The following is a 22,941-nucleotide window of genomic DNA, read 5'->3' on the forward strand; positions in this document are numbered from 1 at the left end:
GTCCGTCAGCGGCAGGTAGCCGACGCGACCATTGTTAGCGAACCCAACTCGTTTCGGAAGCAACGACATTGAGGATGAACACTCCAGGATCGCCTTTTCCACGTCCAATCTGGCAATACTTCCATTGTGCTGTTCGTCACAACGGGTTCACGGCCGTCTATCCAAGCAAGCGCATGACCGGTGGCCGATGCCGCTACCAGCGCGGACAGCGCCGTCCCGCACGCGATCTCCCCTGCGGGGAAGCCGCCCAGGCACGCACTGACAATGGGCCAGCCGGGGTCGCGATCGCGTCGCGTCAAATCTAGACAGTGCAGGCACGTGCTCCGTCCAGGTAGCACCAGCGGACCGACCGAACCGAAGGCCTCGAAGGCGGTTGCCAGCAAATGTGGGATTCCCCACTCGACGAGTTCCCTGACCAGGAGGCCGTCCAGGGGCACCACCGGAGCGAGCACCGCCAGGTCGGGGGGCCCGGCCCCGTCGGCGGGTCGGGCGGCGCCGTCGCCGGTCGACGCCGTGAGGCCGGGTGCCAGCCTCCTGGCCACCGCGACCGCACCGTCCTGTCTGCTCATCCCGACCTCCGTCCAGCCGAGCCCGCCGGGGACGACATCCCGCCGCCGGGTCGTACCGGGATCGACGACGCAGATGTGGCCGACCCCTGAGGCGGCGAGCAGGGCGACGACCTGCGCGCCCACCCGGCCCGCGCCGTAGACCCGCACCCGGGCCCGCTGCCTGCGCTCCAGCACGGCGAGCCCTCCGTCGACCGTGCCGGGGGAAAGGGAGAGCGCGTCCAGATCGGGCTGGAGCCGGTCGCGCTCGGCCAGCGTCAGCGCGCGCAGCGGGCCCGGACCCGCCGCCGCGTCGTCCACCACACCCCGGCTGACCAGCAGATCGAGCAGGGTCCGGCCGCGCTCCTCGTCGAGACCCGCCTCGGTGGCGCCGGCCAGCACGCCCGCGAGATCCCTTACGCCGTCGAGACTCTCCACCCAGCGGCGGACCTCCGGTTCCAGATCGCTCAGCACAACCGCGTGCCGGGGATGCAGGCCGAACTGCAGGGTGCGCCGATCACGGGCGACGCGGCGCAGCGCGGGCTTCAGGCGTGGTCGCATCAAGGGACCTTTCCTCGAAGGAGGCAGCCTGCGGGAGAGCCGGTGAACAGGCTGGCCGGGTGTGCCAGCGTGCCACGCCCCCGCGGGCTCCCGGACGCCTTTCCCGCCGCCTGTGGATAACTCCTGCCCTGTGGACAACTCCTGGTGGGCCGCCCTCGGCCTAGGGCGGAAAACGTCGTGGGCTACGCTCCCGACATGAAGGAGATCTTGATTGATCGGCGTGAGAACGGTGTCGCGGTGCTCACCCTGAACCTCCCCGACCTGCGCAACGCGATGACCGACGCGATGACCGCCCGATGGCGGCAGGCCGTCGCCGGCCTCGCGGCGGACCGCGAACTGCGGTGCGTGGTCGTCACCGGGGAGGGGAAGGCGTTCTGCGCCGGAGGAGACCTGTCCTGGCTCGCGGAGCGACGTATCGAGGACGTCCCCGCCCTACGCGACCGGATGCTCGGCTTCTACCGGACCTGGTTGACGATCGCCGATCTGGAGGTGCCGACCATCGCCGCGGTCAACGGCGCCGCCGTCGGGGCGGGGTTGTGCCTCGCCCTCGCCTGTGACCTGGTCTACGCCGCCGAGGAGGCCAAGCTGCTCGCCCCCTTCACCTCGCTCGGCCTGCACCCCGGCATGGCGGCCACCTACTTGCTGCCCAGGGTCGCCGGGGTGGGCGTGGCCAGGGAGATGTTGCTCACAGGGCGGACGATGACGGGGCTGGAGGCGGCCTCCGCGGGGCTGGTGAACAGGGCGTTTCCCCGTGAGTCGCTGATGGCCGAGGTGCTGGGCATCGCGTCGCGGATCGCCGCCAACGCGCCGATCGCCACCCGGCTCACCAAGGTCGCCCTCGCGGGCGGCGGGCACGCCGATCTCGACGCCGCGCTGCGTTGGGAATCCCTTGCCCAGCCGGTCACCATGGCCTCCGACGACATGCTCGAAGGGTTGGCGGCTCAGCGAGAACAGCGGGTCCCGCGATTCGGCAACGCGTGAGACGGCTGATATCCAGGTTAATTAGATAAGTTGTGACCGCACTTGATCGCTCCCGCCGAACAATCGGTGAACGGGGATTGACCAGCGGGAACGTGTTCTACCCTCTGGTGTGAATTCGCCATTCTCGGCTACCGTTCATATGTGCCCCCCGAGACAGTCGAGGTCCGCCGAAGTTCTCGCCGCCGGCGGACGGTTTCTGCGTACCGCGACGGCGAGAAAACGATCGTGCTCCTCCCCGCCGGTCTGAGTAGCACCGACGAGGAACAGTGGGTGCGCCGTATGCTCGATCGACTCGCGGCCAAGGAGCAGCGCAGACGTCCCTCGGACGACGACCTCCTCGATCGAGCCGTCGAGCTGTCGGCCCGCTACCTGGGCGGGGAGGCGAAACCGTCGAGCGTGCGCTGGGTGGAGAACCAGAAGCACCGTTGGGGCTCGTGCACTCCGGATCACGGAACCATCAGGATCTCCACGCGCCTGAGGGGCATGCCCTCGTGGGTGGTGGACTATGTGATCATGCACGAGCTCGTCCACCTGCTGGTGCCGAGTCACGGCTCGCGTTTCTGGGCGCTCGTGGAACGATATCCCAAGGCCGAGCGGGCACGGGGCTTCCTGGAGGGATTCTCCACGGCGGCCCACGGCTCCGCGGAGGAATGTTGACAGAGGATCGAGTGGTGGCCGTTCTCGTCACGCCCTCCGCGGCGGACGCGGCCCCGCCGGGAATCGACGCAGCCGACTTCCTGACCGCCGTCGCCGAGGACACCTACGAACTCGTCGCCGGACTCGACTTCGTCTCACCGGTCGTGGTGACGAGCGTCCCGGGCATGGAGGAGATCGTCTGGCCGGGCACCCCTGTCGTCGAGATCCCCGATCTCTCGGGGAGCGCCCTGGTCGAGGCGGCCTTCGCCGCCCTGCCCCACGGCGAGCAGGCGGTCCTGCTGAGCGCCGACGCGCCCGACCTGCCTCCGCTGCTCATCGGCAAACTCTTCCGCGAACTCGGCCGGGCACGGATCGCCGTCTGCCCTGCCGCGGGCGGTGGCACCGTGGCGCTGGCCGCCCACCTGCCCTACCCGGGCTGGGCCTCGGTGGGCTTCGACGACCTTGACCCGGTCAAGGCGCTCCGTGCCTCGGCGCCCGGCAGCCGTATGGTCGCCAGGGGGCCCGGCTGGCATCGCCTGCGCGCTCCCGGAGACCTCCACCTCCTCGACCCGGGCCTCGAAGGCTGGGACAACACCCGGGCACTGCTCTCGGCCTGAGCGGCCCGGATGCCCGAGCCGTCAGAGCGCGGGCAGGCGTAGGTCGGCGAAGACGGCCCGGTGATCGGTGCCGGGAACGCTGTGCACGCTGACCGTGTTCACGCCCACCCGCCGGTCCACCACGACATGGTCGATCGTGATCAGCGGCGGGACGCGCTTGTTGACCGGCCAGGTGGGGGTCAGCCCCTCTCCGGCGCTGTCGGCCGCGTCCTGATAGCCGCGGTCGAGAAAACGGCGCATGACCGCGTGGTCGAGGCTGGCGTTGAAGTCGCCCGCGAGGATGCGGATCGTGTCGGGCGAGGCGGAGGGCAGGGCGTCCAGCGCCGCCGTCCAGTCGTACACCTGCCTGCCCAGCGGCGGGAAGGGGTGCACGTCGATGATCTCGACGGGCTTGGCGCCGGGGACGGTCATCAGCGCGGCGGGCATGTTGTGCCCGATCGCCTCGAACAGGTTCTCCCTGGGGGTCAGCGGATACCGGGAGTACAGGCCGCTGCCGCCGGCACTCCACTCCGGCTCCAGCACCTGGTACGGCATGATCCCGCCAAGACCGGCCGCCTCCAGCTTCTCGACCATTCCCGGGGTCAGCTCCTGGGTGCTCAGCACGTCCGGGTCCAGCCGCCGGACCAGATCCATCACGGCGTCGGGCTCGGCGTGCCCGAACAGCGTGTTGAGCGTCAGCACCCGCAGGGGCGTTCCCGCCACCACATCCCCGGAGCGAAAGGCCCTGGGGAGCACGCTGAGGCCGAGCGCCGCGGTGGTGACCAGCGCGACGGCCGTCGCGGCCCGGTTGCGGGTCAGCACCGACAGCAGCACCGGTACGAGCGAGGCGGCCGCCACGTACGGGGTACCGGTCATGAGCTGGGTGGTCAGCGAGTCACGTTCGAGTCCGGCGACCCGGGCCACCGCCCAGGCGGCGAATGGTGTGACCGCGGCCCAGGCGAGGGAGGTGGGGATCCTCCAGCGCCGCCGCGGCGGCGTCACGACCGCGCCTCCGGCGCTCCTGTCAGCCACGATGTCTACGCTCACAGCGCCCCGATCCGCTCTGTACAGCCTGATTGGGAACGAAGATATCCAGGCAGAGGTGAGACAAGCATAAAACGGTCCAACGCCCGCGGAAGACGGCCGGAAATCAATCGATTCATCGGAACCTACGCGTTCCGGGAAGCCGCCGAGACCGAGGATCTCCCAGTGGTCACCACGCCTCCCAGATCCGGAGCCGCGGTGGCACCGAGCCACGACAGTCCGAGCCGGTACCGGCTCGGACTCCCGGTCAGCCGGAGCGCAGGGCCTCGCGGGCGCGGCGGGCCAGGCGGCGGGTCGCCTCGTCGGAGAGTTCGGGGATCTCGTCCACGGGGAACCAGCGCAGGTCGAGCGACTCGGCGCTGATCACGGCCTCGACGTCCGCGGGGGCGACCGCGCCGTACTCCACGTCCAGATGGCTGCTGTGCGGCGGATGGCACCAGACCCGGTGCCGGTCGAGTGCCAGCGGGCCGGGCAACAGCCGCAGGCCCGGGATACCGGACTCCTCGGTGGCCTCACGCATCGCCACCGCCTCAAGGGAGGTGTCGCCGCGCTCGCAGTGGCCGCCCATGGGCAGCCACATCCCGGCCTTGGGGTGCAGCGTCAGCAGAACCCGCTCGCCGTCGTGGGAGAGCACCGCGGTCGTGGCCGTCAGGTGACCGGTGACGCACTCGCGCCACATCGCGTCGTCATGGGCGTGTACGTGATCCAGGAACTCCTTGCGGAGGATCTCCTCCTCCGCCGTGGGCGCGGTCCATTCCGTGAGCACGTCCCGCGCGTCGGCGCGCAGGCTCACGCGCCGCTCCCACCGGTGTCGCCCTTGTCGTCACCCTTGTCATCGTCCTTGCCGGGAGCGGCGGGAGGCTCGCGCAGAGTTCCCTCCAGGGACGACAGGTCGAGCTCGGGCTCGCCCCGTACGAACCCCTCGGGGTTGTCCAGGTCGTCGGCGGTGGGCATGAGGTCGGGGTGGCTCCAGACCGCGTCGCGGCCGTCGACGCCCCGGTCGGATTCCAGCGCCTGCCACAGGGTGGCGGCCTCGCGCAGGCGGCGGGGCCGGAGTTCGAGGCCGACGAGCGTGGCGAAGGTCTGCTCCGCGGGGCCGCCGGTCGCCCTGCGGCGCCGTACGGTCTCCGCCAGTGCCGTCGCCGAGGGGAGCTTGCCGTCCGCGGCGCCGTCCACGACGGTGCCCACCCAGCCCTCGACGAGAGCGAGCATGGTCTCCAGCCGGGACAGGGCGGCCTTCTGCCGCTCGGTCTCCTCGGGCTTGAGCAGGTTGCCGCCGCTCAGCGCCTGCTGGAGCTGCTCGGGATTGTTGAGATCAAGCCCGCGGAGCTGCTCCTCCAGGGCGGAGGCGTCCACCGTGATACCCCTGGCGTACTCCTCCACGGCTCCGAGCAGGTGCGCGCGCAGCCACGGCACGTGCTGGAACAGCCGGTGGTGGGCCGCCTCGCGCAGGGCGAGATAGAGGCGGATCTCCTCGGCGGGGGTCTCCAGACCCTGGCTGAACGCCGAGATGCCGCCGGGCAGCAGGGCGGCGCTGTCCGACAGCGGCAGGCCGATGTCGGTGGCGCCGATCACCTCCAGGGCGAGCGAGCCGATGGCCTGGCCGATCTGCTGGCCGACCATCATGCCGCCCATCTGCTTCATCATCCCCATCAGCGGCCCGGCCATGGCCTGAGCCTCCGGGGGCAGACCGGAGGCGCTGAGCGTGCCGCTCATGGTCTCGACCATGCGGGCGGCGATCGGGTCACAGAGCTTCTGCCAGACGGGGACGGTCTTCTCGATCCATTCCGAACGGCTCCACGCCTGGGGGTTGCTCACCCCGCTCGGCAGGGAGGTGGCCTCATTGAGCCAAAGGTCGGCCAGGTTCAGGGCGTCGACGATCTGGCGTCGCTCACCCTCCATGACACTGGGATCGCCCTCGGCGACCACGACGTGCCGTGCGATGTTCTTCGCCATGTCCCAGTTGACGGGACCTGAGGTCGGCGGAGCGGAGAGCATGTCGGCGAACTGGCGCATTGCCGCTGCGATCTGCTCCGGGTCGCCGAACATGGCGAACGGATTGTCGTTGGGGTCGTTTTCCCGACCTGGCAAGTCAGTCACCGCTCTACCTCGTGCAGGATGGAGGAGTCCACATCCGCCACGTTATCCGTCGCATGGCGGGTCAGTGCAAAGTGAGGACCTGGTGCCTACCTCGAAACGCTCCCGGCCCCCTGTCGTCGCCGTCACCGGCGCCGCCTCGGGCCTAGGCCGTGCTTTCCTCGCGAAGGTCGCCTCGTCTGCGGATTTCCGCAGGGTCGTGGCCATCGACGAGCAGCGCGGCGATGTGCCCGATGTCACATGGCGGGTGCTCGATGTTCGAGATCCGCTCTTGGCGAACCGCATATCCGATATTGACGTGCTCGTGCACCTGGCCGGTGACTACGCGCTCGACGCCGACCCCGCGGAGCGACGCGCCTACAACCTGCGCGCGGCCCAGACGGTGCTCACCGCCAGTGCCGCGGCGAGGGTGCGGCGGGTCGTGCTGGTCACCAGCGCCATGGTCTACGGGGCCGTCCCCGAGAATCCCGTCCCGCTGCCTGAGAACTCCGAGGTCGCGGCCGAGCCGGATACGGGCATGGTCGGCGACCATCTGGAGATCGAGGCACTGGCCCGGCGCTCCCTGCGCAGCCACCCGGGTCTCGACGTGACCGTGGTCAGACCCGCGGCCGTGGTCGGCCCCGGTGTCGACAGCGTGGTGACCCGGCACTTCGAGGCGCCCCGGCTGCTGACCGTCAAGGGATGCAACCCGCGCTGGCAGTTCTGTCACGTGGACGACCTGGTCTCGGTCCTGGAGATGGCGGCGCTCGGCACGGTCTCCGGGGTGGTGGCCGTCGGGGGAGAGGGCTGGCTGGAGCAGGAGCAGGTGGAGGAGCTCTCCGGGCTGCGCCGGCTGGAACTGCCCGCGGGGCTGACCTTCGGAACCGCCCAGCGCCTGCACCGTCTCGGCGTCACCCCGGCCCCGGCCACCGACCTGCACTACGTCGTCTACCCCTGGGTGGTCGACTGCACGACGCTGCGCGAGGTCGGCTGGAAGCCGATGTGGACCAACGAGGCCGCGTTCGAGCAGCTCCTGGAGCTGCGTGGCGGCAGGCACGCCGTCGTGGGCCGCCGCCTGTCCGGCAAGGAGGCCACGCTCACCGCGGCCGGCGCCACCGTCGCCGTCCTCGGCACCGCGGCGATCGTCCGCGCCGCCCGCAAGAAGCGCCGCCCCTGAGCCCCTCACTGCGACGCGCCAGGCACTGAACCACTGGGACGTGCCCAAGCCCTCTCCCCCCAGGGACTACCCGTGAGGCCGCGCCGGCGACTGAACCAAGAATCCCTTGGGGACGTGCCCCACGCCCCCCATGAGGGACCTCCCCGTGAGGCCGCGCCGGCGACTGGACTGAGGAGAGGGAGGTCGTGAGGAACGAGCGGCCTGCCTCGACGAGGGAAGGAGCCGGGTAAGAGCGGCCTCACCGCGACGCGCAGCGTCGCCTTAGACTCCTTGGCGTGGATGTCATCCGGTTGCTCGATATTCGCGACAGCACGCTCTCCGTCGACGAGGTGCTCGCCGCCGTCGGCGATCACGCAGCGGGCGGTACGACGGTCTTCGTCGGCACGGTACGAGAAGAGGATCACGGCAGGCCGGTCACGAGCCTGTCCTACTCGGCACACCCGAGTGCCCCGGGCGAGCTGCGCAGGGTGGCCGAGAAGGTCGCCGCGGACTTCCCGGTGACCGCCCTGGCAGCCGTCCACCGGGTCGGCGACCTGAGGCTCGGCGATGTCGCGGTCGTCGTGGCGGTCGCCGCGCCGCACCGCGGTGAGGCGTTCGAGGCGTCCAGAAGGCTGATCGACGATCTCAAGAGCCAGGTCCCCATCTGGAAGAACCAGTTTTTCACCGACGGGTCCTCCGAGTGGGTGGGAGCCTGCGATTGATCTCGACTGACGGGTATGTGCCCGTCGGCGCGGCGGCGTCCGGGTGCGGTTTCATGACCTGTCGTACGGCATAGGCTTTGTCCATGTCCCGACGAGCCCTGACTTTGATGGTGGCGGGCTTCCTCACGCTCATGCTCGCGCTGATCGGCGCCGTGCTGCCGGTGCCGTACGTCGTGCTGAGCCCCGGGCCGACCGAGAACACCATCGGCGACGTCGACGGTAAGCCGGTGATCAGCATCGAGGGACACCAGACGTATCCGACCGACGGCAAGCTCAGCCTCGTCACCGTCGCCTACCAGGGCGGTCCCGGCACCAGGATCGATCTGTTCAGCGCGCTCAGGGGATGGATCGATCCCACCATCGCGGTCGTGCCCGAGGAGACGATCTTCCCTCCGGCGACCACCGCCAAGGAGGTCGAGGAGCAGAACACCCAGGAGATGACGAACTCCCAGGACGACGCGACCGCGGCGGCGCTGACCGAGCTGAGGATTCCCTACAACTCGATCGTGACCGTGGGTTCCACGGAGAAGGGCATGCCGGCCGACGGGAAGTTCAAGGCCGGTGACGAGATCGTCTCGGTGGACGGCACGCCCGTGGCCGACCGGGAGACCGTCTCCTCCTCCGTCCGCAAGCACAAGCCGGGGGAAGAGGTCAGTTTCGTCGTCAACCGTGGCACCCAGAGCCTGACCATCGCCGTCCCTACCGTCGCAGGCAAGGACGGAGCACCCATCGTGGGCATCACCATGCGGGTGGGTTACAAGTTCCCCTTCGAAGTCAAGATCAATGTTGGCGACGTCGGCGGGCCGAGCGCGGGGATGATGTTCTCCCTGGGCATCGTCGACAAGCTCACCCCTGGGCCGTTGACCGGCGGCAAGTCCATCGCGGGGACCGGGACGATCACCGCGGAGGGTGACGTGGGCCCGATCGGCGGCATCCAGCAGAAGATGGTCGGTGCCAGGAGGGCCGGCGCGACGATCTTTCTGACCCCGGCCGACAACTGCGCCGAGGCGGTCAGGGCGATCCCGGACGGGCTCAGGCTGGTCAAGGTCGAGACGCTGCGCGAGGCCGTTCAGGCGATCGACTCGATCCGTACCGGCTCGGGTTCCGTGCAGAGCTGCCCGACCGGCTGACGCCGGAATCGGCCCGGAGGCCGGCCGTGCGCCAGGACGTCATGGTGCGCGCGGTTCCCGCCGGGGGAGTGGCTCCGCGAGCTCGATGGCGATATGAGTGTGATGCCCGATTTGCAAAGAAAGTTGAATTTTCGGGTCAGGAGTTCGTCATGGGGCACTCATCAGGACCCTTGTGCGTTGCTACCGGTGGACCCGATACCAGCGGACGTTGTGGCCGGACCGTGCCCGAAAGGCTAAGCGCGCCCCAACTCTCGCCGGTGTAGGTTTCCAGACACGGACCGTGCTCTTACGACAAGGGGTTGGCCTTGAGCTTCCGGACCCCCGGAGCCGGTAGGGCAATGCGCTTGCCCCGCCGGCCACGACTGCTACTTCCCGTCGCGATCACTCTGGTCGTGATAGTCGCGTTATTCTTCCTCTTTGCCGGTATTTTCACCGACTACCTCTGGTACGAAGCGGTCGACTACACGGCCGTCTTCTCCGGCGTGATCATCACACAGATCCTCCTGTTCATCGTCGGTGCGCTGCTGATGGTCGGCATCGTCGGCGGCAACATGCTGATGGCGTACCGGATGCGGCCGATGTTCGGCCCCGGGATGTTCGGCGGCGCCAGCGGTGCCGACCGGTATCGGATGGCCCTCGACCCGCACCGCAAGCTGATCTTCCTGATCGGTGTGGCGGTGCTCGGCCTGTTCGCGGGATCATCCTTCTCCGGCCAGTGGAAGACCTGGCTGGAGTTCATCAACGCGACGCCGTTCGGTGAGACCGACCCGCAGTTCGGCTACGACATCTCCTTCTTCATGTTCACCTATCCCTTCATCCGGATGGTGTTGAACTTCCTGTTCGTCGCGGTGGTGCTGTCCGCCCTGCTCTCGGCGATCGTGCACTACCTGTACGGCGGGTTCCGGCTCCAGTCACCCGGCGTGCACGCCTCGCGTGGCGCTCGGGCGCACCTGTCGGTGCTGCTCGGCATCTTCGTGCTGCTGAAGGCGGTCGCCTACTGGTACGACCGGTACGGGCTGGTGTTCTCCGACCGGGGCTTCAGACACGGTGCCTCGTACACCGACGTCAACGCGGTGCTTCCCGCCAAGAACATCCTGGCGATCATCGCGCTGATCTGCGCGGTGCTGTTCTTCGCCGGGGTCGTGCGATCCGGCGGCATGTTGCCCGGCGTCGGCTTCGGCCTCCTGGTGCTCTCGGCCATCCTGATCGGCGGGGTCTACCCGGCCCTGGTCGAGCAGTTCCAGGTCAAGCCGAACCAGCAGGGCAAGGAGCAGGAGTACATCAAGCGCAACATCGACGCGACACGAAAAGCCTACGGCGTGGACGGAGCCGAGGTGATCGACTACACGGCTCAGGGTGATCCGAGCAAGGTCAGCGTCACCGCCGACAGTTCCATCTCCGGCGTGCGCCTGCTCGACCCGAGCCTGGTCGCCAAGACCTACCAGCAGAAGCAGCGGATCCGCGGTTACTACGACTTCCACGAGCCGCTCGACGTCGACCGTTACCCCGACGCGGACGGCACGGTCCGCGACACCATCGTGGCCGTACGAGAGCTCACCGGGCCACCGGCGGAGCAGAACAACTGGATCAACCGGCACCTCGTCTACACCCACGGCAACGGTTTCGTGGCCGCGCCCGGCAACGAGGTCGACTCCGAGGGCCTGCCCAACTTCGACGCCAAGGACATGCCGGTCACCGGCTCCCTGGTGGAGCGGACGAAGCTCAAGGAGTCGCGGATCTACTTCGGTGAGGCACCTGCCTCGACCCAGTACGTCGTCGTCGGCGGCGGCGGGGAGAAGCAGCAGGAGCTCGACTACCCCGAGAGCGGCGGCACCGGCCAGAAGAACACCACCTACGACGGCAAGGGCGGGGTCCCCGTCGGTTCGTTCATCAACAGGATGCTCTACGCCGCCAAGTACGGTGAGATCAACCTGCTGCTGTCGGGCGACATCAACCCGAATTCCAAGATCCTCTACGAGCGCAACCCGCAGGAGCGCATCGCCAAGGTGGCGCCGTTCCTGAGTCTGGACGACAACCCCTACCCCGCCATCGTCGACGGCAGGGTGGTCTGGATCACCGACGCCTACACCACTTCCAACGCCTACCCGTACTCCCAGAGCAAGAGCCTGGAGGCGATGACGCGGGACACCATCACCGACCCGCGCCTGGTGGTGCCGCAGCCGCGCGACCAGATCAACTACATGCGCAACTCGGTGAAGGCCGTGGTCGACGCCTACGACGGCACCGTCAGCCTGTACGCGTGGGACGAGAAGGACCCCATCCTGCAGACCTGGCGCAAGGCCTTCCCCGGCATCATCAAGCCGCAGACGGAGATGTCGTCCGAGCTCAAGCAGCACCTGCGCTACCCGGAGGCGCTGTTCAAGGTCCAGCGTGACGTGCTCTCCCAGTACCACATCGCCGACCCGAACGCCTTCTACAGCGGCCAGGACTTCTGGAACGTCCCGAACGACCCGTCCGGTGGCGGCGACACCAAGCAGCCGCCGTACTACCTGTCGGTCAAGATGCCGAAGACCTCGGCGCCCACGTTCTCGCTGACGACCACGTTCGTGCCACGCCAGGGGCCCAACCTGGCGGCGTTCATGGCCGTGGACGCCAATCCCGGACCGGACTACGGAAAGCTGCGCATCCTTCGCATGCCGTCCAACACCACGATTCCCGGACCTGGACAGGTACAGAACAACTTCCAGAACAAGTTCTCCGGCGAGCTCAACCTGCTCGGACTCGGCCAGGCGAAGGTCCGCTACGGCAACCTGCTGACCCTGCCGTTCGCCGACGGCCTCGTCTACATCGAACCGGTCTACGTGGAGATCGCGGCCGCCTCCGGCCAGGAGCCGTACCCGATCCTCCGCCGGGTCCTGGTGGCCTACGGCAACAAGGTCGGTTCGGCCGACACGCTCAAGGGCGCGTTGGAGCAGGTCTTCGGCGACGGCACCCAGAGCGCGCCACAGGGCGAGAACACGTCCGGTGAGGCGAAGCCGGAGGAGGCCAAGCCGGCCACCGAACTGGCCAAGTCGATCGACGAGGTGCAGAAGGCGTACGACAAGGCACAGGAGGCGCTTCAGGCGGACCCGCCGAACTGGACCGAGTACGGCGCCGCCCAGCAGGAGCTTCAGAAGGCGCTGGGCAAGCTGAAGGACACCGCCGAGACGGCGGGCGTCACCCCCAGCCCGTCACCCTCGGCGACACCGTCCGGCACGCCGGCTCCGTCGGCGACACCGTCGCCCCCGCCAAGTTCCTAGGGGGCGATAGAGGGGCCCAGCGCTATTCGATTCGCGTCCACCTCCAAAGCCGGGTATGGTTCATACATACACCGACGCGGGGTGGAGCAGCTCGGTAGCTCGCTGGGCTCATAACCCAGAGGTCGCAGGTTCAAATCCTGTCCCCGCTACCAACGAAGATCCCGGTCGCCGGAAACGGCGACCGGGATCTTCTGCTTTTCCCCCGGTTCTTCCGAATCTGGGCCGTGCGGCTCTCGCGCGGGGTCCACAGCCGGGTGAAGCGTTCACCGCCCAAACTCTGATGCCCGTCCGTGCGCGAGGTGGCGGATGAGAGCGATGCCTCCGGCCACGGCCGTTCCGACCTGCGTGATCACGCCGCGGCCGGGTCATCCGCGAGTGGGTGGCGCGGGATATGTCAACCCGCGTCCCCGTGTTGATTTGCACCCGGAGGGGAGTTCCGGCTAATGTTCAAGCACACACCGACGCGGGGTGGAGCAGTTCGGTAGCTCGCTGGGCTCATAACCCAGAGGTCGCAGGTTCAAATCCTGTCCCCGCTACCAAGGAAGGCCCTGATCTCTTGGAGATCAGGGCCTTTTGCGTTGTCCGTGACCGGTCCGCCCGGTGCCTCCGTGGTCACTGAAGAGCGAGGAGGGGGCCGGGGCCGACCTGAGGTGCCGTCACGGGGCTGTAGCCCGTCCGGCCCGCACCCGGCGATGCCGCGGAACGAAACCGGGCTTGGCGCGACGCACCAGCAGGCTCGCCTTGTAAAGAGCCCAGCAGGTCAGGAAGGCCCCGAAGGAGACCTGCCCGATCCACGTCCACGCCGAGGTCTCGACGGTCGCGAACATCACCACACCGGTCCAGACGAAGCCGAAGACGCCCACGAGGGTCGCCGCAGCCCAATTCAGCCCTCGCTGCAACATGCCTGGAGTCTTGCAGATCTTGGTTCAAGACCAGGTCAATGACGCGGAACGCCTCATCGGGGGATGCTACGGCTTGTGCCGGCACACCTGCGCGCGCGAGCCCCTCCGGCGTTCATCGGGGTGGTTCCGAGAGGATTCTCCTCAAGGTAGGTCAGCAGCATGGCCGCTGTGTGGGCGTCTGCCAGGATCCGGTTCACCTCGTCCTCGGATGTCGGGAGCTGGCCGCGCTTGGCCAGCTCGTCGGTGAGGAAGGTCAGCGGTTCCGGGTAGCCGGCCGCCTCCGCGGCGACCGTTGCCCGAGCCGCAGTGAGGAGACGCAGGTAGTAGGCGCGGAGGGTCGCCTCTCGCATGCGTGCGTCTTCAAGGTCGTTCAGCAGAGACCTGGCGACCCTCAACAAGTCACCTGGGTGGTTGGCCTCCGCGTCGATGTGCGCGCGGATGTCGTCGAACTCCGAGCGGGTCATGGTGCTCACCTCCACGGCGGAGTCAGGATCCTGACCCTCGCGCCTACTTCGTATCCAGAGTCGATTGCGAATGGCTTGACGTCTGGTTGCGCACTTCGACTTTCTATGACTGTTTGGGACGCGCGAGCCCCGGGGATGGTTGGCAAGTTGTCTCTGTGACGTGAGAGTCCTGGTAGTGTTCTTCTCGCAGGGCAACGAGCCCCCGGATCCAGAATCTCCCGGGTGGGCGGAGTGCCCGGCAAAACCCTCTCGCTTTCCCGACAGGTCTGGCGTGTCCGCACGAGTTGGACATCGACCGGATGTTGGAGTAAGTTAGAGGGGTTGCCCTGGAGACAGGGTGGTCGCAATCCTAGCGGATTCGGCGGGTTCAAGTCGATGGTCGGAAAACCGGCAAGCTGACACAAACCCGGCAAATCTGATAAGATGGTGACACGGAATGGAACGCCCCGAAGTCCGGGACACCGCGAACGCGGGCCCGCGGACAACGGAGTACGCGCCCGTTTCTTGAGAACTCAACAGTGTGTTAAAAGCCAGTGCATGAAGCACAACCCTGTCCAACCTGCCCTGTCATTGGGGTGGGGGACGGATTCCTTTGGTTGAACATCCATCATGTGTGATGGGTGCTTTCAGCCGGGAGCAACTGTTCAGACATTGTTTGGAGAGTTTGATCCTGGCTCAGGACGAACGCTGGCGGCGTGCTTAACACATGCAAGTCGAGCGGAAAGGCCCTTCGGGGTACTCGAGCGGCGAACGGGTGAGTAACACGTGAGTAACCTGCCCCTGACTCTGGGATAAGCCCGGGAAACTGGGTCTAATACCGGATACGACACCTCCCGGCATCGGGTGGGTGTGGAAAGTTTTTTCGGTTGGGGATGGACTCGCGGCCTATCAGCTTGTTGGTGGGGTAACGGCCTACCAAGGCGACGACGGGTAGCCGGCCTGAGAGGGCGACCGGCCACACTGGGACTGAGACACGGCCCAGACTCCTACGGGAGGCAGCAGTGGGGAATATTGCGCAATGGGCGAAAGCCTGACGCAGCGACGCCGCGTGGGGGATGACGGCCTTCGGGTTGTAAACCTCTTTCAGCAGGGACGAAGTTGACGTGTACCTGCAGAAGAAGCGCCGGCTAACTACGTGCCAGCAGCCGCGGTAATACGTAGGGCGCAAGCGTTGTCCGGAATTATTGGGCGTAAAGAGCTCGTAGGTGGCTTGTCACGTCGGGTGTGAAAGCTTGGGGCTTAACTCCAGGTCTGCATTCGATACGGGCTGGCTAGAGGTAGGTAGGGGAGAACGGAATTCCTGGTGTAGCGGTGAAATGCGCAGATATCAGGAGGAACACCGGTGGCGAAGGCGGTTCTCTGGGCCTTACCTGACGCTGAGGAGCGAAAGCGTGGGGAGCGAACAGGATTAGATACCCTGGTAGTCCACGCTGTAAACGTTGGGCGCTAGGTGTGGGGACCTTCCACGGTTTCCGCGCCGTAGCTAACGCATTAAGCGCCCCGCCTGGGGAGTACGGCCGCAAGGCTAAAACTCAAAGGAATTGACGGGGGCCCGCACAAGCGGCGGAGCATGTTGCTTAATTCGACGCAACGCGAAGAACCTTACCAAGGCTTGACATCGCCCGGAAAGCTTCAGAGATGGAGCCCTCTTCGGACTGGGTGACAGGTGGTGCATGGCTGTCGTCAGCTCGTGTCGTGAGATGTTGGGTTAAGTCCCGCAACGAGCGCAACCCTTGTTCAATGTTGCCAGCACGCTCCTTTTAGGGGTGGTGGGGACTCATTGGAGACTGCCGGGGTCAACTCGGAGGAAGGTGGGGATGACGTCAAGTCATCATGCCCCTTATGTCTTGGGCTGCAAACATGCTACAATGGCCGGTACAGAGGGTTGCGATACCGTGAGGTGGAGCGAATCCCTAAAAGCCGGTCTCAGTTCGGATTGGGGTCTGCAACTCGACCCCATGAAGTCGGAGTCGCTAGTAATCGCAGATCAGCAACGCTGCGGTGAATACGTTCCCGGGCCTTGTACACACCGCCCGTCACGTCACGAAAGTCGGCAACACCCGAAGCCCGTGGCCCAACCAGCTTGTCTGGGGGGAGCGGTCGAAGGTGGGGCTGGCGATTGGGACGAAGTCGTAACAAGGTAGCCGTACCGGAAGGTGCGGCTGGATCACCTCCTTTCTAAGGAGCATCGGCTCTTCGTGTCGGCTTCGGCCGAGGGGAGAGTTCATGCCGTGTTCGTGGGCGAACGTTCCACGCTCGGCGCGCTCATTAGTGGAGCACTGGCTATTCGGTTCGGCGGGATCGCTGATCGGTTAGTACCGCCCTGGTTCTTCGGAGCTGGGGAGTGGGAACGGCGGTTGTGGGGTTTCGCTGGGGTGAACACACTGTTGGGTCCTGAGGAAACGGACCATGGTCAGGGCTGCTACCGGTTGGTGGTGGCCCTGGTGCCTGCCCCCGTTTGGGGTGGGTGTCTGTTGGAGCCTCATGCGGGACCATCCTCCTGTCATACCAGCTCGGCCTGTTGAGGGTTCGGGTGTTGGTGGCGGGGCGGGTTTGGTCGCTGTTTGTTGTTTGAGATTTGCATAGTGGACGCGAGCATCTTTGTGGCCAAGTTTTTTAGGGCACACGGTGGATGCCTTGGCATCAGGAGCCGATGAAGGACGTGGGAGGCTGCGTTAAGCCCCGGGGAGTCGCCAACCAGACTTTGATCCGGGGATGTCCGAATGGGGAAACCTAGCACCAGTCATGTGGTGTTGCCTCCGCCTGAATGTATAGGGCGGTTGGTGGTAACGCGGGGAAGTGAAACATCTCAGTACCCGTAGGAAGAGAAAACAAATAGTGATTCCGTGAGTAGTGGTGAGCGAAAGCGGATCAGGCTAAACCGTAGGCGTGTGATAGCCGGCAGGCGTTGCGTTTACGGGGTTGTGGGACCCTCTGGGAGGAGCTGCCGTTCCTCCAGACAGTAAGAAATCCTTCCGATAGCTGAAGCTTCTGGGAAGTGGCGCCGTAGACCGTGAGAGTCGGGTAGGCGAAATTGGTTGGACTGTTGGAGGGGATCCCAAGTAGCACGGGGCCCGAGAAATCCTGTGTGAATCTGCCAGGACCACCTGGTAAGCCTAAATACTCCCTGATGACCGATAGTGAACAAGTACCGTGAGGGAAAGGTGAAAAGCGCCCCGGTGAGGGGTCGTGAAATAGTACCTGAAACCGTGTGCCTACAAGCCGTAGGAGCGTAAACGAGGCTTGCCTTGTTTGTGATGTGACTGCGTGCCTTTTGAAGAATGAGCCTGCGAGTTATGGTGTGTGGCGAGGTTAACCCGTGTGGGGGAGCCGTAGCGAAAGCGAGTCTGAATAGGGCGTTTGAGTCGCATGCTGTAGACCCGAAGCGGAGTGATCTAGGCATGGGCAGGTTGAAGCGCGGGTAAGACCGCGTGGAGGACCGAACCCACCAGGGTTGAAAACCTGGGGGATGACCTGTGTTTAGGGGTGAAAGGCCAATCAAACTCCGTGATAGCTGGTTCTCCCCGAAATGCATTTAGGTGCAGCGTTGCGTGTTTCTTGCCGGAGGTAGAGCACTGGATGGCTAATGGGCCCGACAAGGTTACTGACGTCAGCCAAACTCCGAATGCCGGTAAGTGAGAGCGCAGCAGTGAGACTGCGGGGGATAAGCTCCGTAGTCGAGAGGGAAACAGCCCAGACCACCGACTAAGGCCCCTAAGCGTGTGCTAAGTGGGAAAGGATGTGGAGTCGCAGTGACAACCAGGAGGTTGGCTTAGAAGCAGCCATCCTTGAAAGAGTGCGTAATAGCTCACTGGTCAAGTGATTCCGCGCCGACAATGTAGCGGGGCTCAAGTACACCGCCGAAGTCGTGGCATTCACACGTATAACTGAGCCTTTGTGGTTTAGGTGTGTGGATGGGTAGGGGAGCGTCGTGCGGCCGGCGAAGCAGCGGAGTGATCCAGCTGTGGAGGCTGTGCGAGTGAGAATGCAGGCATGAGTAGCGAATCAGAAGTGAGAAACTTCTGCGCCGGATGACCAAGGGTTCCTGGGGCAGGCTAATCCGCCCAGGGTAAGTCGGGACCTAAGGCGAGGCCGACAGGCGTAGTCGATGGACAACGGGTTGATATTCCCGTACCCGCTACGATGCGCCAATACTGAATCCAGTGATACTAAGGGTCCTTAACCCCTCCGAGCCTTCGGGCTTGGGGTGAGGGTGAACGCCTGGCCTGAACTGGTAGTAGGTAAGCGATGGGGTGACGCAGGAAGGTAGCCCAGCCCAGGCGATGGTAGTCCTGGGGTAAGCATGTAGGACGTGTTGTAGGCAAATCCGCAACACATTGAGTCTGAGATGTGATGCCGAGCCGATTGTGGCGAAGTGGGTGATCCTATGCTGCCGAGAAAAGCCTCTAGTGAGTGTCGTGGCGGCCCGTACCCTAAACCGACTCAGGTGGTCAGGTAGAGAATACTAAGGCGATCGGGTGAACTGTGGTTAAGGAACTCGGCAAATTGCCCCCGTAACTTCGGGAGAAGGGGGGCCTTCGCTGGTGACGAACCTTTGCGTTCTGAGCTGGTGGGGGTCGCAGAGGCCAGGGGGAAGCGACTGTTTACTAAAAACACAGGTCCGTGCGAAGTCGTAAGACGATGTATACGGACTGACGCCTGCCCGGTGCTGGAACGTTAAGGGGACCGGTTAGTGGAGTTTCGACTTCGCGAAGCTGAGAACTTAAGCGCCAGTAAACGGCGGTGGTAACTATAACCATCCTAAGGTAGCGAAATTCCTTGTCGGGTAAGTTCCGACCTGCACGAATGGCGTAACGACTTCCCCGCTGTCTCAACCGCAGACCCGGCGAAATTGCACTACGAGTAAAGATGCTCGTTACGCGCAGCAGGACGGAAAGACCCCGGGACCTTCACTATAGCTTGACATTGGCGTTTGGAGCGTCTTGTGTAGGATAGGTGGGAGACGGTGAAGCTATCACGCTAGTGGTGGTGGAGTCATTGGTGAAATACCACTCTGGTCGTTTTGAACGTCTAACTTCGGTCCGTGATCCGGATCAGGGACAGTGTCTGGTGGGTAGTTTAACTGGGGCGGTTGCCTCCTAAAGAGTAACGGAGGCGCCCAAAGGTTCCCTCAGCCTGGTTGGCAATCAGGTGTCGAGTGTAAGTGCACAAGGGAGCTTGACTGTGAGACCGACGGGTCGAGCAGGAGCGAAAGCTGGGACTAGTGATCCGGCGGTGGCATGTGGAAGCGCCGTCGCTCAACGGCTAAAAGGTACCCCGGGGATAACAGGCTGATCTTCCCCAAGAGTCCATATCGACGGGATGGTTTGGCACCTCGATGTCGGCTCGTCGCATCCTGGGGCTGGAGTAGGTCCCAAGGGTTGGGCTGTTCGCCCATTAAAGCGGCACGCGAGCTGGGTTTAGAACGTCGCGAGACAGTTCGGTCCCTATCCGCTGCGCGCGCAGGAGACTTGAAAGGAGCTGTCCCTAGTACGAGAGGACCGGGACGGACGAACCTCTGGTGTGCCAGTTGTTCCGCCAGGAGCACGGCTGGTTGGCTACGTTCGGAAGGGATAACCGCTGAAAGCATCTAAGCGGGAAGCTCGCCTTGAGATGAGGTCTCCCACCCTGTGAGGGGGTAAGGCTCCCGGTAGACGACCGGGTTGATAGGCTGGAGGTGGAAGCGCAGTAATGTGTGGAGCTGACCAGTACTAATAGGCCGAGGACTTGACCACAAAGCAATATGCTTGGTCTGTGCAGCGCTCTGTCCCTTCGCCGGGTCCGGAGCAGCGCCAGATCAGGGTCTTGCTCGCGTCCACTAGGCAATTCTGAGACAGCAAACGGTGGTTTGTGTGTTTCATAGTGTTACGGCGGTTATGGCGAAGGGGAAACACCCGGTTACATTCCGAACCCGGAAGTTAAGCTCTTCAGCGCCGATGGTACTGCACCGGGGACGGTGTGGGAGAGTAGGTCGCCGCCGGACAATCTTTCATATGAAGGCCCTCACCTTTCGGTGGGGGCCTTCGTGTTTTCCGGGGAGTTTCGTTCCCGGGGCCTCACCATGCGGTGGGGGCCTTCGTGTTCTCCGGTACCGGTGTCCCGTGGCCCTGTCTATCGAAGGTTCTCGGCTCCGCTCATGGGCCCGAGCACCTCGATCATTGCCAGCGTGTTCTGGTACTCACGCCAATGAACGATCTTCCCGTCCCGTGCCCGGAGAATCCCGACGAAGGCGGAGGCGGCCTGGTGGCCGGTGGCGATGACGGTGCCGGCGAGCTCGTACTCGACGACGATGACCTCGGGGTCGGTGGTTTCGTGGATGACCACATCGCGAACCTCGTCGAAGCGGAACTCCCGAACGAAGGCGGCCTGTTCGGGGCCGGCGAAGTGAAGAAACGCCTCCCGCCCCTCATAGCGTCGGGTCCTGCCGGAAGGGGCGAAGGGAATCTCGATGACGGCGTCCTCGGCCAGCTCGCCCCCGATGCCGCCGGGGTTCTCAAGCCAGTGCCGCCGCATGCGCTCGAAGATGTCGCGAGGGCCGGGAGTGATGGTGGTCTCAGGCATGATGGTTTCCTCGTTGATGGAAGTTAAGATGAGTGGTGACTCATCTTTATGATTATGAGTGGAGACTCACTTTGTCAATGCCGTATTCGGCGTCCAGGATCGGGGAAGGCCGGCTGGGATGACGTCCTCGAAGCCCTCGCCGGGCGGTGCCAGGCCGATGCGCGCGGACGCCCGGCGTAACCGGGAACGGATTCTCGCCGCGGCCGAGGCGGTCTTCGCGGAGAAGGGGCCGTCGGCGTCGACGGAGGAGGTCGCCGCCCGCGCTGGAGTGGCCATCGGTACGGTCTTCAAGCACTTTCCGACCAAGCAGGAACTCCTGCAGGCCATCATGAAGGATCTCCTGGGCAGGTTGGATCGGGATATGGCCGCTCTCGCGGCCGACGACGCACCCGGCGAGGCGCTGTTCACCTTCGTCGCCCGCATGGTCGAACAGGCGGCGCAGAAGAGGACGGTCGTGGGGCTTCTCGCCGAGACGGGGATCGATCTCCAGGTCGCGAGCTCGGTTCAGATGCTGCACGAGGGGATCGCGACGCTCCTGGTCCGTTCCCAGGAAGCCGGCACGGTCCGCGAGGGGGTCCGGCCGGACGAGGTGATCGCGCTGCTCACCGGTATCTGCCAGGGAGCGCTTCACGCTGGGTGGGATCGCGACCTCCAGCGTCGTACGCTCGCCATCGTCTTCGACGGCCTCAGGGCGTCCGCGGACCGTCGATGACCGGTGCCGGCATCCGGCCGCGGTTCAGGCCTCGGCTGCGGCGCGGAGCAGGGGCTCGATCCGGTAGGGGACCTGGACGGAGAGGGCGATCGTGGTGTCGGTCCGCTGGACGGCGGGGGAGGCCAGAATGCGGGCGATGATCTCCTGGAGGTCGGGGGTGCTGCGGGCCACCACGCGGCAGAGCAGGTCGGCCTGGCCGCTGGTGCCGTAGACCTCCAGGATCTCGGGAAGGGGCTCCAGCGCCCGTACAGCCTCGTCCAGGCGGCCCTGGGCGATTTGTAGCGAGACGAAGGCCAGGATCGGGTACCCGGCACCCTCGGGGGTGACCGTGGGGCCGAAGTCGGCGATGACGCCGCGGGCGGTCAGTTTCTCGACGCGGGCCTGAACGGTGCCCCGGGCCACGCCGAGCAGGCGGGCCAGCTCGGTCAGGCCGATGCGCGGGTTGGCGCGCATGGTGACCAGGAGGCGGCCGTCCAACTCGTCGATAGACATCTCAACAGGATGGCAGCAGACTGGGCGATTCGACCAGCGTAAGTGCGGTATGACCGTACAGTTCTGTGCGGATCGCCCAGTAAAACTGGCCGCTCTTGTCAATGTTTCCAGGAATTGCTGTCATTTCATACATGTTCGAAGAAGCGCAGTACTTCGCGCCGGTGGCGACCCGTGACGACGGCACGATCGAGGTCCACCTCGGCGCCGGTCATCCAGGTTTCGCCGATCCGGTCTACCGTGCGCGCCGCAACGCGATCGCGGCCCTCGCTGTGGGGTACGTGCCGGGTACGCCGATCCCGACGGCCGAGTACACCGCCCAGGAGCACGAGGTGTGGGCACTGGTCAGCCGGGAACTCAGCCTGAAGCACCACAAATACGCCACCGTCGAGTATCTGGCCGCGACCGAGCGGCTCGGACTGCCCGCCGAGCGCATCCCGCAGCTGCAGGAGGTCGGCGATCTGCTGGAGCCACTGACCGGGTTCCGCTACATCCCGGCCGCGGGGCTGGTGCCGCTCAGAGATTTCTACGGTGTTCTGGCGGATGGGCTCTTCCACTCCACGCAGTACATCCGGCACCACTCCACGCCGCTGTACACGCCGGAGCCCGACGTGATCCACGAGGTGATCGGGCACGCCAACGCATTGGCCTCCGACCGCTACTCGCGGCTCTACCGACTGGCCGGGGAAGCGGCGCGGAGAGTCGAGAGCTCCGAGGCGCTGGAGTTCGTCTCGAAGGTCTTCTGGTTCACGATGGAGTTCGGCGTCATGACGGACCAGGGTGAGCTGCGGGCGTACGGGGCGGGCATCCTGTCCTCCTATGGGGAGATCGAAGAGTTCCGGGGCATGGACATCCGGCCGCTGGACGTCGCCGTCATGGGCACCACGCACTACGACATCACGAAATATCAGGATGTTCTCTTCCGGGCCGAGTCGCTGAAGCACCTCGAAGACGTCGTCGGCGAGTTCTGGGCGACCTGCGACGACGAGAGCATCGCCCGGCTAATCGCCGAGGTTCCCCAAGGGTAGGTGCAGGTTCGGCGCGACATCCCAAGGCGTAAGTCCTTTTTCTGGCTAGATTTCGCTTCATCATCTTCTTAGTGCCTG

At 65.3% G+C, this 22,941-nt stretch carries 17 protein-coding genes, 2 tRNA genes and 3 rRNA genes; 14 read left to right on the plus strand and 8 right to left on the minus strand.

Going from position 1 to position 22,941, the window contains the following annotated elements; genetic code table 11:
• Window positions 1-5: 5 nt before the first annotated feature.
• Window positions 6-1,106, minus strand: coding sequence for a ThiF family adenylyltransferase (locus tag ACFQVD_RS38870; RefSeq protein WP_343977305.1), 1,101 nt, complete (start codon window positions 1,104-1,106; stop codon window positions 6-8).
• Between the two features lie 195 nt (window positions 1,107-1,301).
• Between ACFQVD_RS38870 and ACFQVD_RS38875 the strand changes: the two genes are divergently transcribed.
• The 3 genes from ACFQVD_RS38875 (at window position 1,302) to ACFQVD_RS38885 (ending at window position 3,340) form a co-directional block, all read left to right on the plus strand.
• Complete coding sequence (locus tag ACFQVD_RS38875; protein ID WP_343977302.1) at window positions 1,302-2,087, plus strand: enoyl-CoA hydratase/isomerase family protein; 786 nt, start codon at window positions 1,302-1,304, stop codon at window positions 2,085-2,087.
• A 141-nt stretch (window positions 2,088-2,228) separates the two neighbouring features.
• Window positions 2,229-2,744: a M48 metallopeptidase family protein gene (locus ACFQVD_RS38880; RefSeq protein ID WP_030910429.1), complete on the plus strand. Its 516-nt coding sequence runs from the start codon at window positions 2,229-2,231 to the stop codon at window positions 2,742-2,744.
• Window positions 2,745-2,758: 14 nt separating this feature from the next.
• A complete protein-coding gene (locus ACFQVD_RS38885) occupies window positions 2,759-3,340 on the plus strand; it encodes a hypothetical protein (RefSeq protein ID WP_343977297.1) in 582 nt (193 codons plus the stop codon).
• A 21-nt stretch (window positions 3,341-3,361) separates the two neighbouring features.
• Here ACFQVD_RS38885 and ACFQVD_RS38890 read toward each other — a convergent pair whose 3' ends face one another.
• The 3 genes from ACFQVD_RS38890 to ACFQVD_RS38900 form a co-directional block, all read right to left on the minus strand.
• On the minus strand, window positions 3,362-4,351 hold the full coding sequence (locus tag ACFQVD_RS38890; protein ID WP_343977294.1) for an endonuclease/exonuclease/phosphatase family protein: 990 nt from the start codon (window positions 4,349-4,351) through the stop codon (window positions 3,362-3,364).
• A 259-nt stretch (window positions 4,352-4,610) separates the two neighbouring features.
• Window positions 4,611-5,156, minus strand: a complete 546-nt coding sequence (locus ACFQVD_RS38895; protein ID WP_343977291.1) for an NUDIX hydrolase — start codon at window positions 5,154-5,156, stop codon at window positions 4,611-4,613.
• On the minus strand, window positions 5,153-6,463 hold the full coding sequence (locus ACFQVD_RS38900) for a zinc-dependent metalloprotease (RefSeq protein ID WP_343977288.1): 1,311 nt from the start codon (window positions 6,461-6,463) through the stop codon (window positions 5,153-5,155). Before ACFQVD_RS38900 ends, ACFQVD_RS38895 begins: the two co-directional genes overlap by 4 nt.
• Window positions 6,464-6,542: 79 nt before the next feature.
• On the opposite strand from ACFQVD_RS38900, the gene ACFQVD_RS38905 reads away from it, so the two are divergent.
• The 6 genes from ACFQVD_RS38905 (at window position 6,543) to ACFQVD_RS38930 (ending at window position 13,246) form a co-directional block, all read left to right on the plus strand.
• On the plus strand, window positions 6,543-7,616 hold the full coding sequence (locus ACFQVD_RS38905) for an NAD-dependent epimerase/dehydratase family protein (protein ID WP_343977502.1): 1,074 nt from the start codon (window positions 6,543-6,545) through the stop codon (window positions 7,614-7,616).
• Between the two features lie 275 nt (window positions 7,617-7,891).
• On the plus strand, window positions 7,892-8,317 hold the full coding sequence (locus ACFQVD_RS38910) for a molybdenum cofactor biosynthesis protein MoaE (RefSeq protein WP_343977285.1): 426 nt from the start codon (window positions 7,892-7,894) through the stop codon (window positions 8,315-8,317).
• An 83-nt stretch (window positions 8,318-8,400) separates the two neighbouring features.
• On the plus strand, window positions 8,401-9,447 hold the full coding sequence (locus tag ACFQVD_RS38915; protein WP_343977282.1) for a YlbL family protein: 1,047 nt from the start codon (window positions 8,401-8,403) through the stop codon (window positions 9,445-9,447).
• A gap of 338 nt (window positions 9,448-9,785) precedes the next feature.
• On the plus strand, window positions 9,786-12,707 hold the full coding sequence (locus tag ACFQVD_RS38920; protein WP_343977279.1) for a UPF0182 family membrane protein: 2,922 nt from the start codon (window positions 9,786-9,788) through the stop codon (window positions 12,705-12,707).
• A 75-nt stretch (window positions 12,708-12,782) separates the two neighbouring features.
• Window positions 12,783-12,859: transfer RNA gene (locus ACFQVD_RS38925), tRNA-Met, on the plus strand.
• Window positions 12,860-13,169: 310 nt separating this feature from the next.
• A tRNA-Met gene (locus ACFQVD_RS38930) sits at window positions 13,170-13,246 on the plus strand.
• Window positions 13,247-13,363: 117 nt separating this feature from the next.
• Here the strand turns inward: ACFQVD_RS38930 and ACFQVD_RS38935 are convergent.
• Window positions 13,364-13,609: a hypothetical protein gene (locus tag ACFQVD_RS38935; protein ID WP_343977276.1), complete on the minus strand. Its 246-nt coding sequence runs from the start codon at window positions 13,607-13,609 to the stop codon at window positions 13,364-13,366.
• Between the two features lie 53 nt (window positions 13,610-13,662).
• Window positions 13,663-14,073, minus strand: a complete 411-nt coding sequence (locus ACFQVD_RS38940; protein ID WP_343977273.1) for a hypothetical protein — start codon at window positions 14,071-14,073, stop codon at window positions 13,663-13,665.
• Between the two features lie 652 nt (window positions 14,074-14,725).
• Between ACFQVD_RS38940 and ACFQVD_RS38945 the strand changes: the two genes are divergently transcribed.
• The 3 genes from ACFQVD_RS38945 (at window position 14,726) to rrf (ending at window position 20,056) form a co-directional block, all read left to right on the plus strand.
• Window positions 14,726-16,251 (plus strand): 16S ribosomal RNA (locus tag ACFQVD_RS38945).
• 427 nt (window positions 16,252-16,678) lie between these two features.
• Window positions 16,679-19,808, plus strand: a 23S ribosomal RNA gene (locus tag ACFQVD_RS38950).
• Window positions 19,809-19,939: 131 nt separating this feature from the next.
• A 5S ribosomal RNA gene (gene rrf / locus ACFQVD_RS38955) occupies window positions 19,940-20,056 on the plus strand.
• The 16S, 23S and 5S rRNA genes sit together here, the layout of an rRNA operon.
• 128 nt (window positions 20,057-20,184) lie before the next feature.
• On the opposite strand, the gene ACFQVD_RS38960 is transcribed toward rrf, so the two are convergent.
• Window positions 20,185-20,634: a nuclear transport factor 2 family protein gene (locus ACFQVD_RS38960; protein WP_343969337.1), complete on the minus strand. Its 450-nt coding sequence runs from the start codon at window positions 20,632-20,634 to the stop codon at window positions 20,185-20,187.
• 118 nt (window positions 20,635-20,752) lie between these two features.
• On the opposite strand from ACFQVD_RS38960, the gene ACFQVD_RS38965 reads away from it, so the two are divergent.
• Window positions 20,753-21,346, plus strand: a complete 594-nt coding sequence (locus tag ACFQVD_RS38965) for a TetR/AcrR family transcriptional regulator (RefSeq protein WP_343969334.1) — start codon at window positions 20,753-20,755, stop codon at window positions 21,344-21,346.
• 24 nt (window positions 21,347-21,370) lie between these two features.
• Here ACFQVD_RS38965 and ACFQVD_RS38970 read toward each other — a convergent pair whose 3' ends face one another.
• Window positions 21,371-21,838 (minus strand): Lrp/AsnC family transcriptional regulator, encoded by a 468-nt coding sequence (locus ACFQVD_RS38970; RefSeq protein WP_343969331.1) that lies wholly within the window; start codon window positions 21,836-21,838, stop codon window positions 21,371-21,373.
• Window positions 21,839-21,969: 131 nt separating this feature from the next.
• Between ACFQVD_RS38970 and ACFQVD_RS38975 the strand changes: the two genes are divergently transcribed.
• Entirely contained in the window at window positions 21,970-22,863 is an 894-nt protein-coding gene (locus ACFQVD_RS38975; RefSeq protein ID WP_343969327.1) for a phenylalanine 4-monooxygenase, read from the plus strand.
• Window positions 22,864-22,941 lie beyond the last annotated feature (78 nt).

It is taken from the genome of Streptosporangium amethystogenes subsp. fukuiense (genome assembly GCF_042665875.1).
GTDB classification, from domain to species: domain Bacteria; phylum Actinomycetota; class Actinomycetes; order Streptosporangiales; family Streptosporangiaceae; genus Streptosporangium; species Streptosporangium fukuiense.

Bases quoted from the DNA above. Each gene is read 5' to 3' on its own strand.
- ACFQVD_RS38870 (WP_343977305.1), bottom strand. From the start codon at position 1,106: ATGCGACCACGCCTGAAGCCCGCGCTGCGCCGCGTCGCCCGTGATCGG.
- ACFQVD_RS38875 (WP_343977302.1), top strand. From the start codon at position 1,302: ATGAAGGAGATCTTGATTGATCGGCGTGAGAACGGTGTCGCGGTGCTC.
- ACFQVD_RS38915 (WP_343977282.1), top strand. From the start codon at position 8,401: ATGTCCCGACGAGCCCTGACTTTGATGGTGGCGGGCTTCCTCACGCTC.
- ACFQVD_RS38920 (WP_343977279.1), top strand. From the start codon at position 9,786: ATGCGCTTGCCCCGCCGGCCACGACTGCTACTTCCCGTCGCGATCACT.
- ACFQVD_RS38935 (WP_343977276.1), bottom strand. From the start codon at position 13,609: ATGTTGCAGCGAGGGCTGAATTGGGCTGCGGCGACCCTCGTGGGCGTC.
- ACFQVD_RS38940 (WP_343977273.1), bottom strand. From the start codon at position 14,073: ATGACCCGCTCGGAGTTCGACGACATCCGCGCGCACATCGACGCGGAG.
- ACFQVD_RS38960 (WP_343969337.1), bottom strand. From the start codon at position 20,634: ATGCCTGAGACCACCATCACTCCCGGCCCTCGCGACATCTTCGAGCGC.
- ACFQVD_RS38965 (WP_343969334.1), top strand. From the start codon at position 20,753: ATGACGTCCTCGAAGCCCTCGCCGGGCGGTGCCAGGCCGATGCGCGCG.
- ACFQVD_RS38970 (WP_343969331.1), bottom strand. From the start codon at position 21,838: ATGTCTATCGACGAGTTGGACGGCCGCCTCCTGGTCACCATGCGCGCC.
- ACFQVD_RS38975 (WP_343969327.1), top strand. From the start codon at position 21,970: ATGTTCGAAGAAGCGCAGTACTTCGCGCCGGTGGCGACCCGTGACGAC.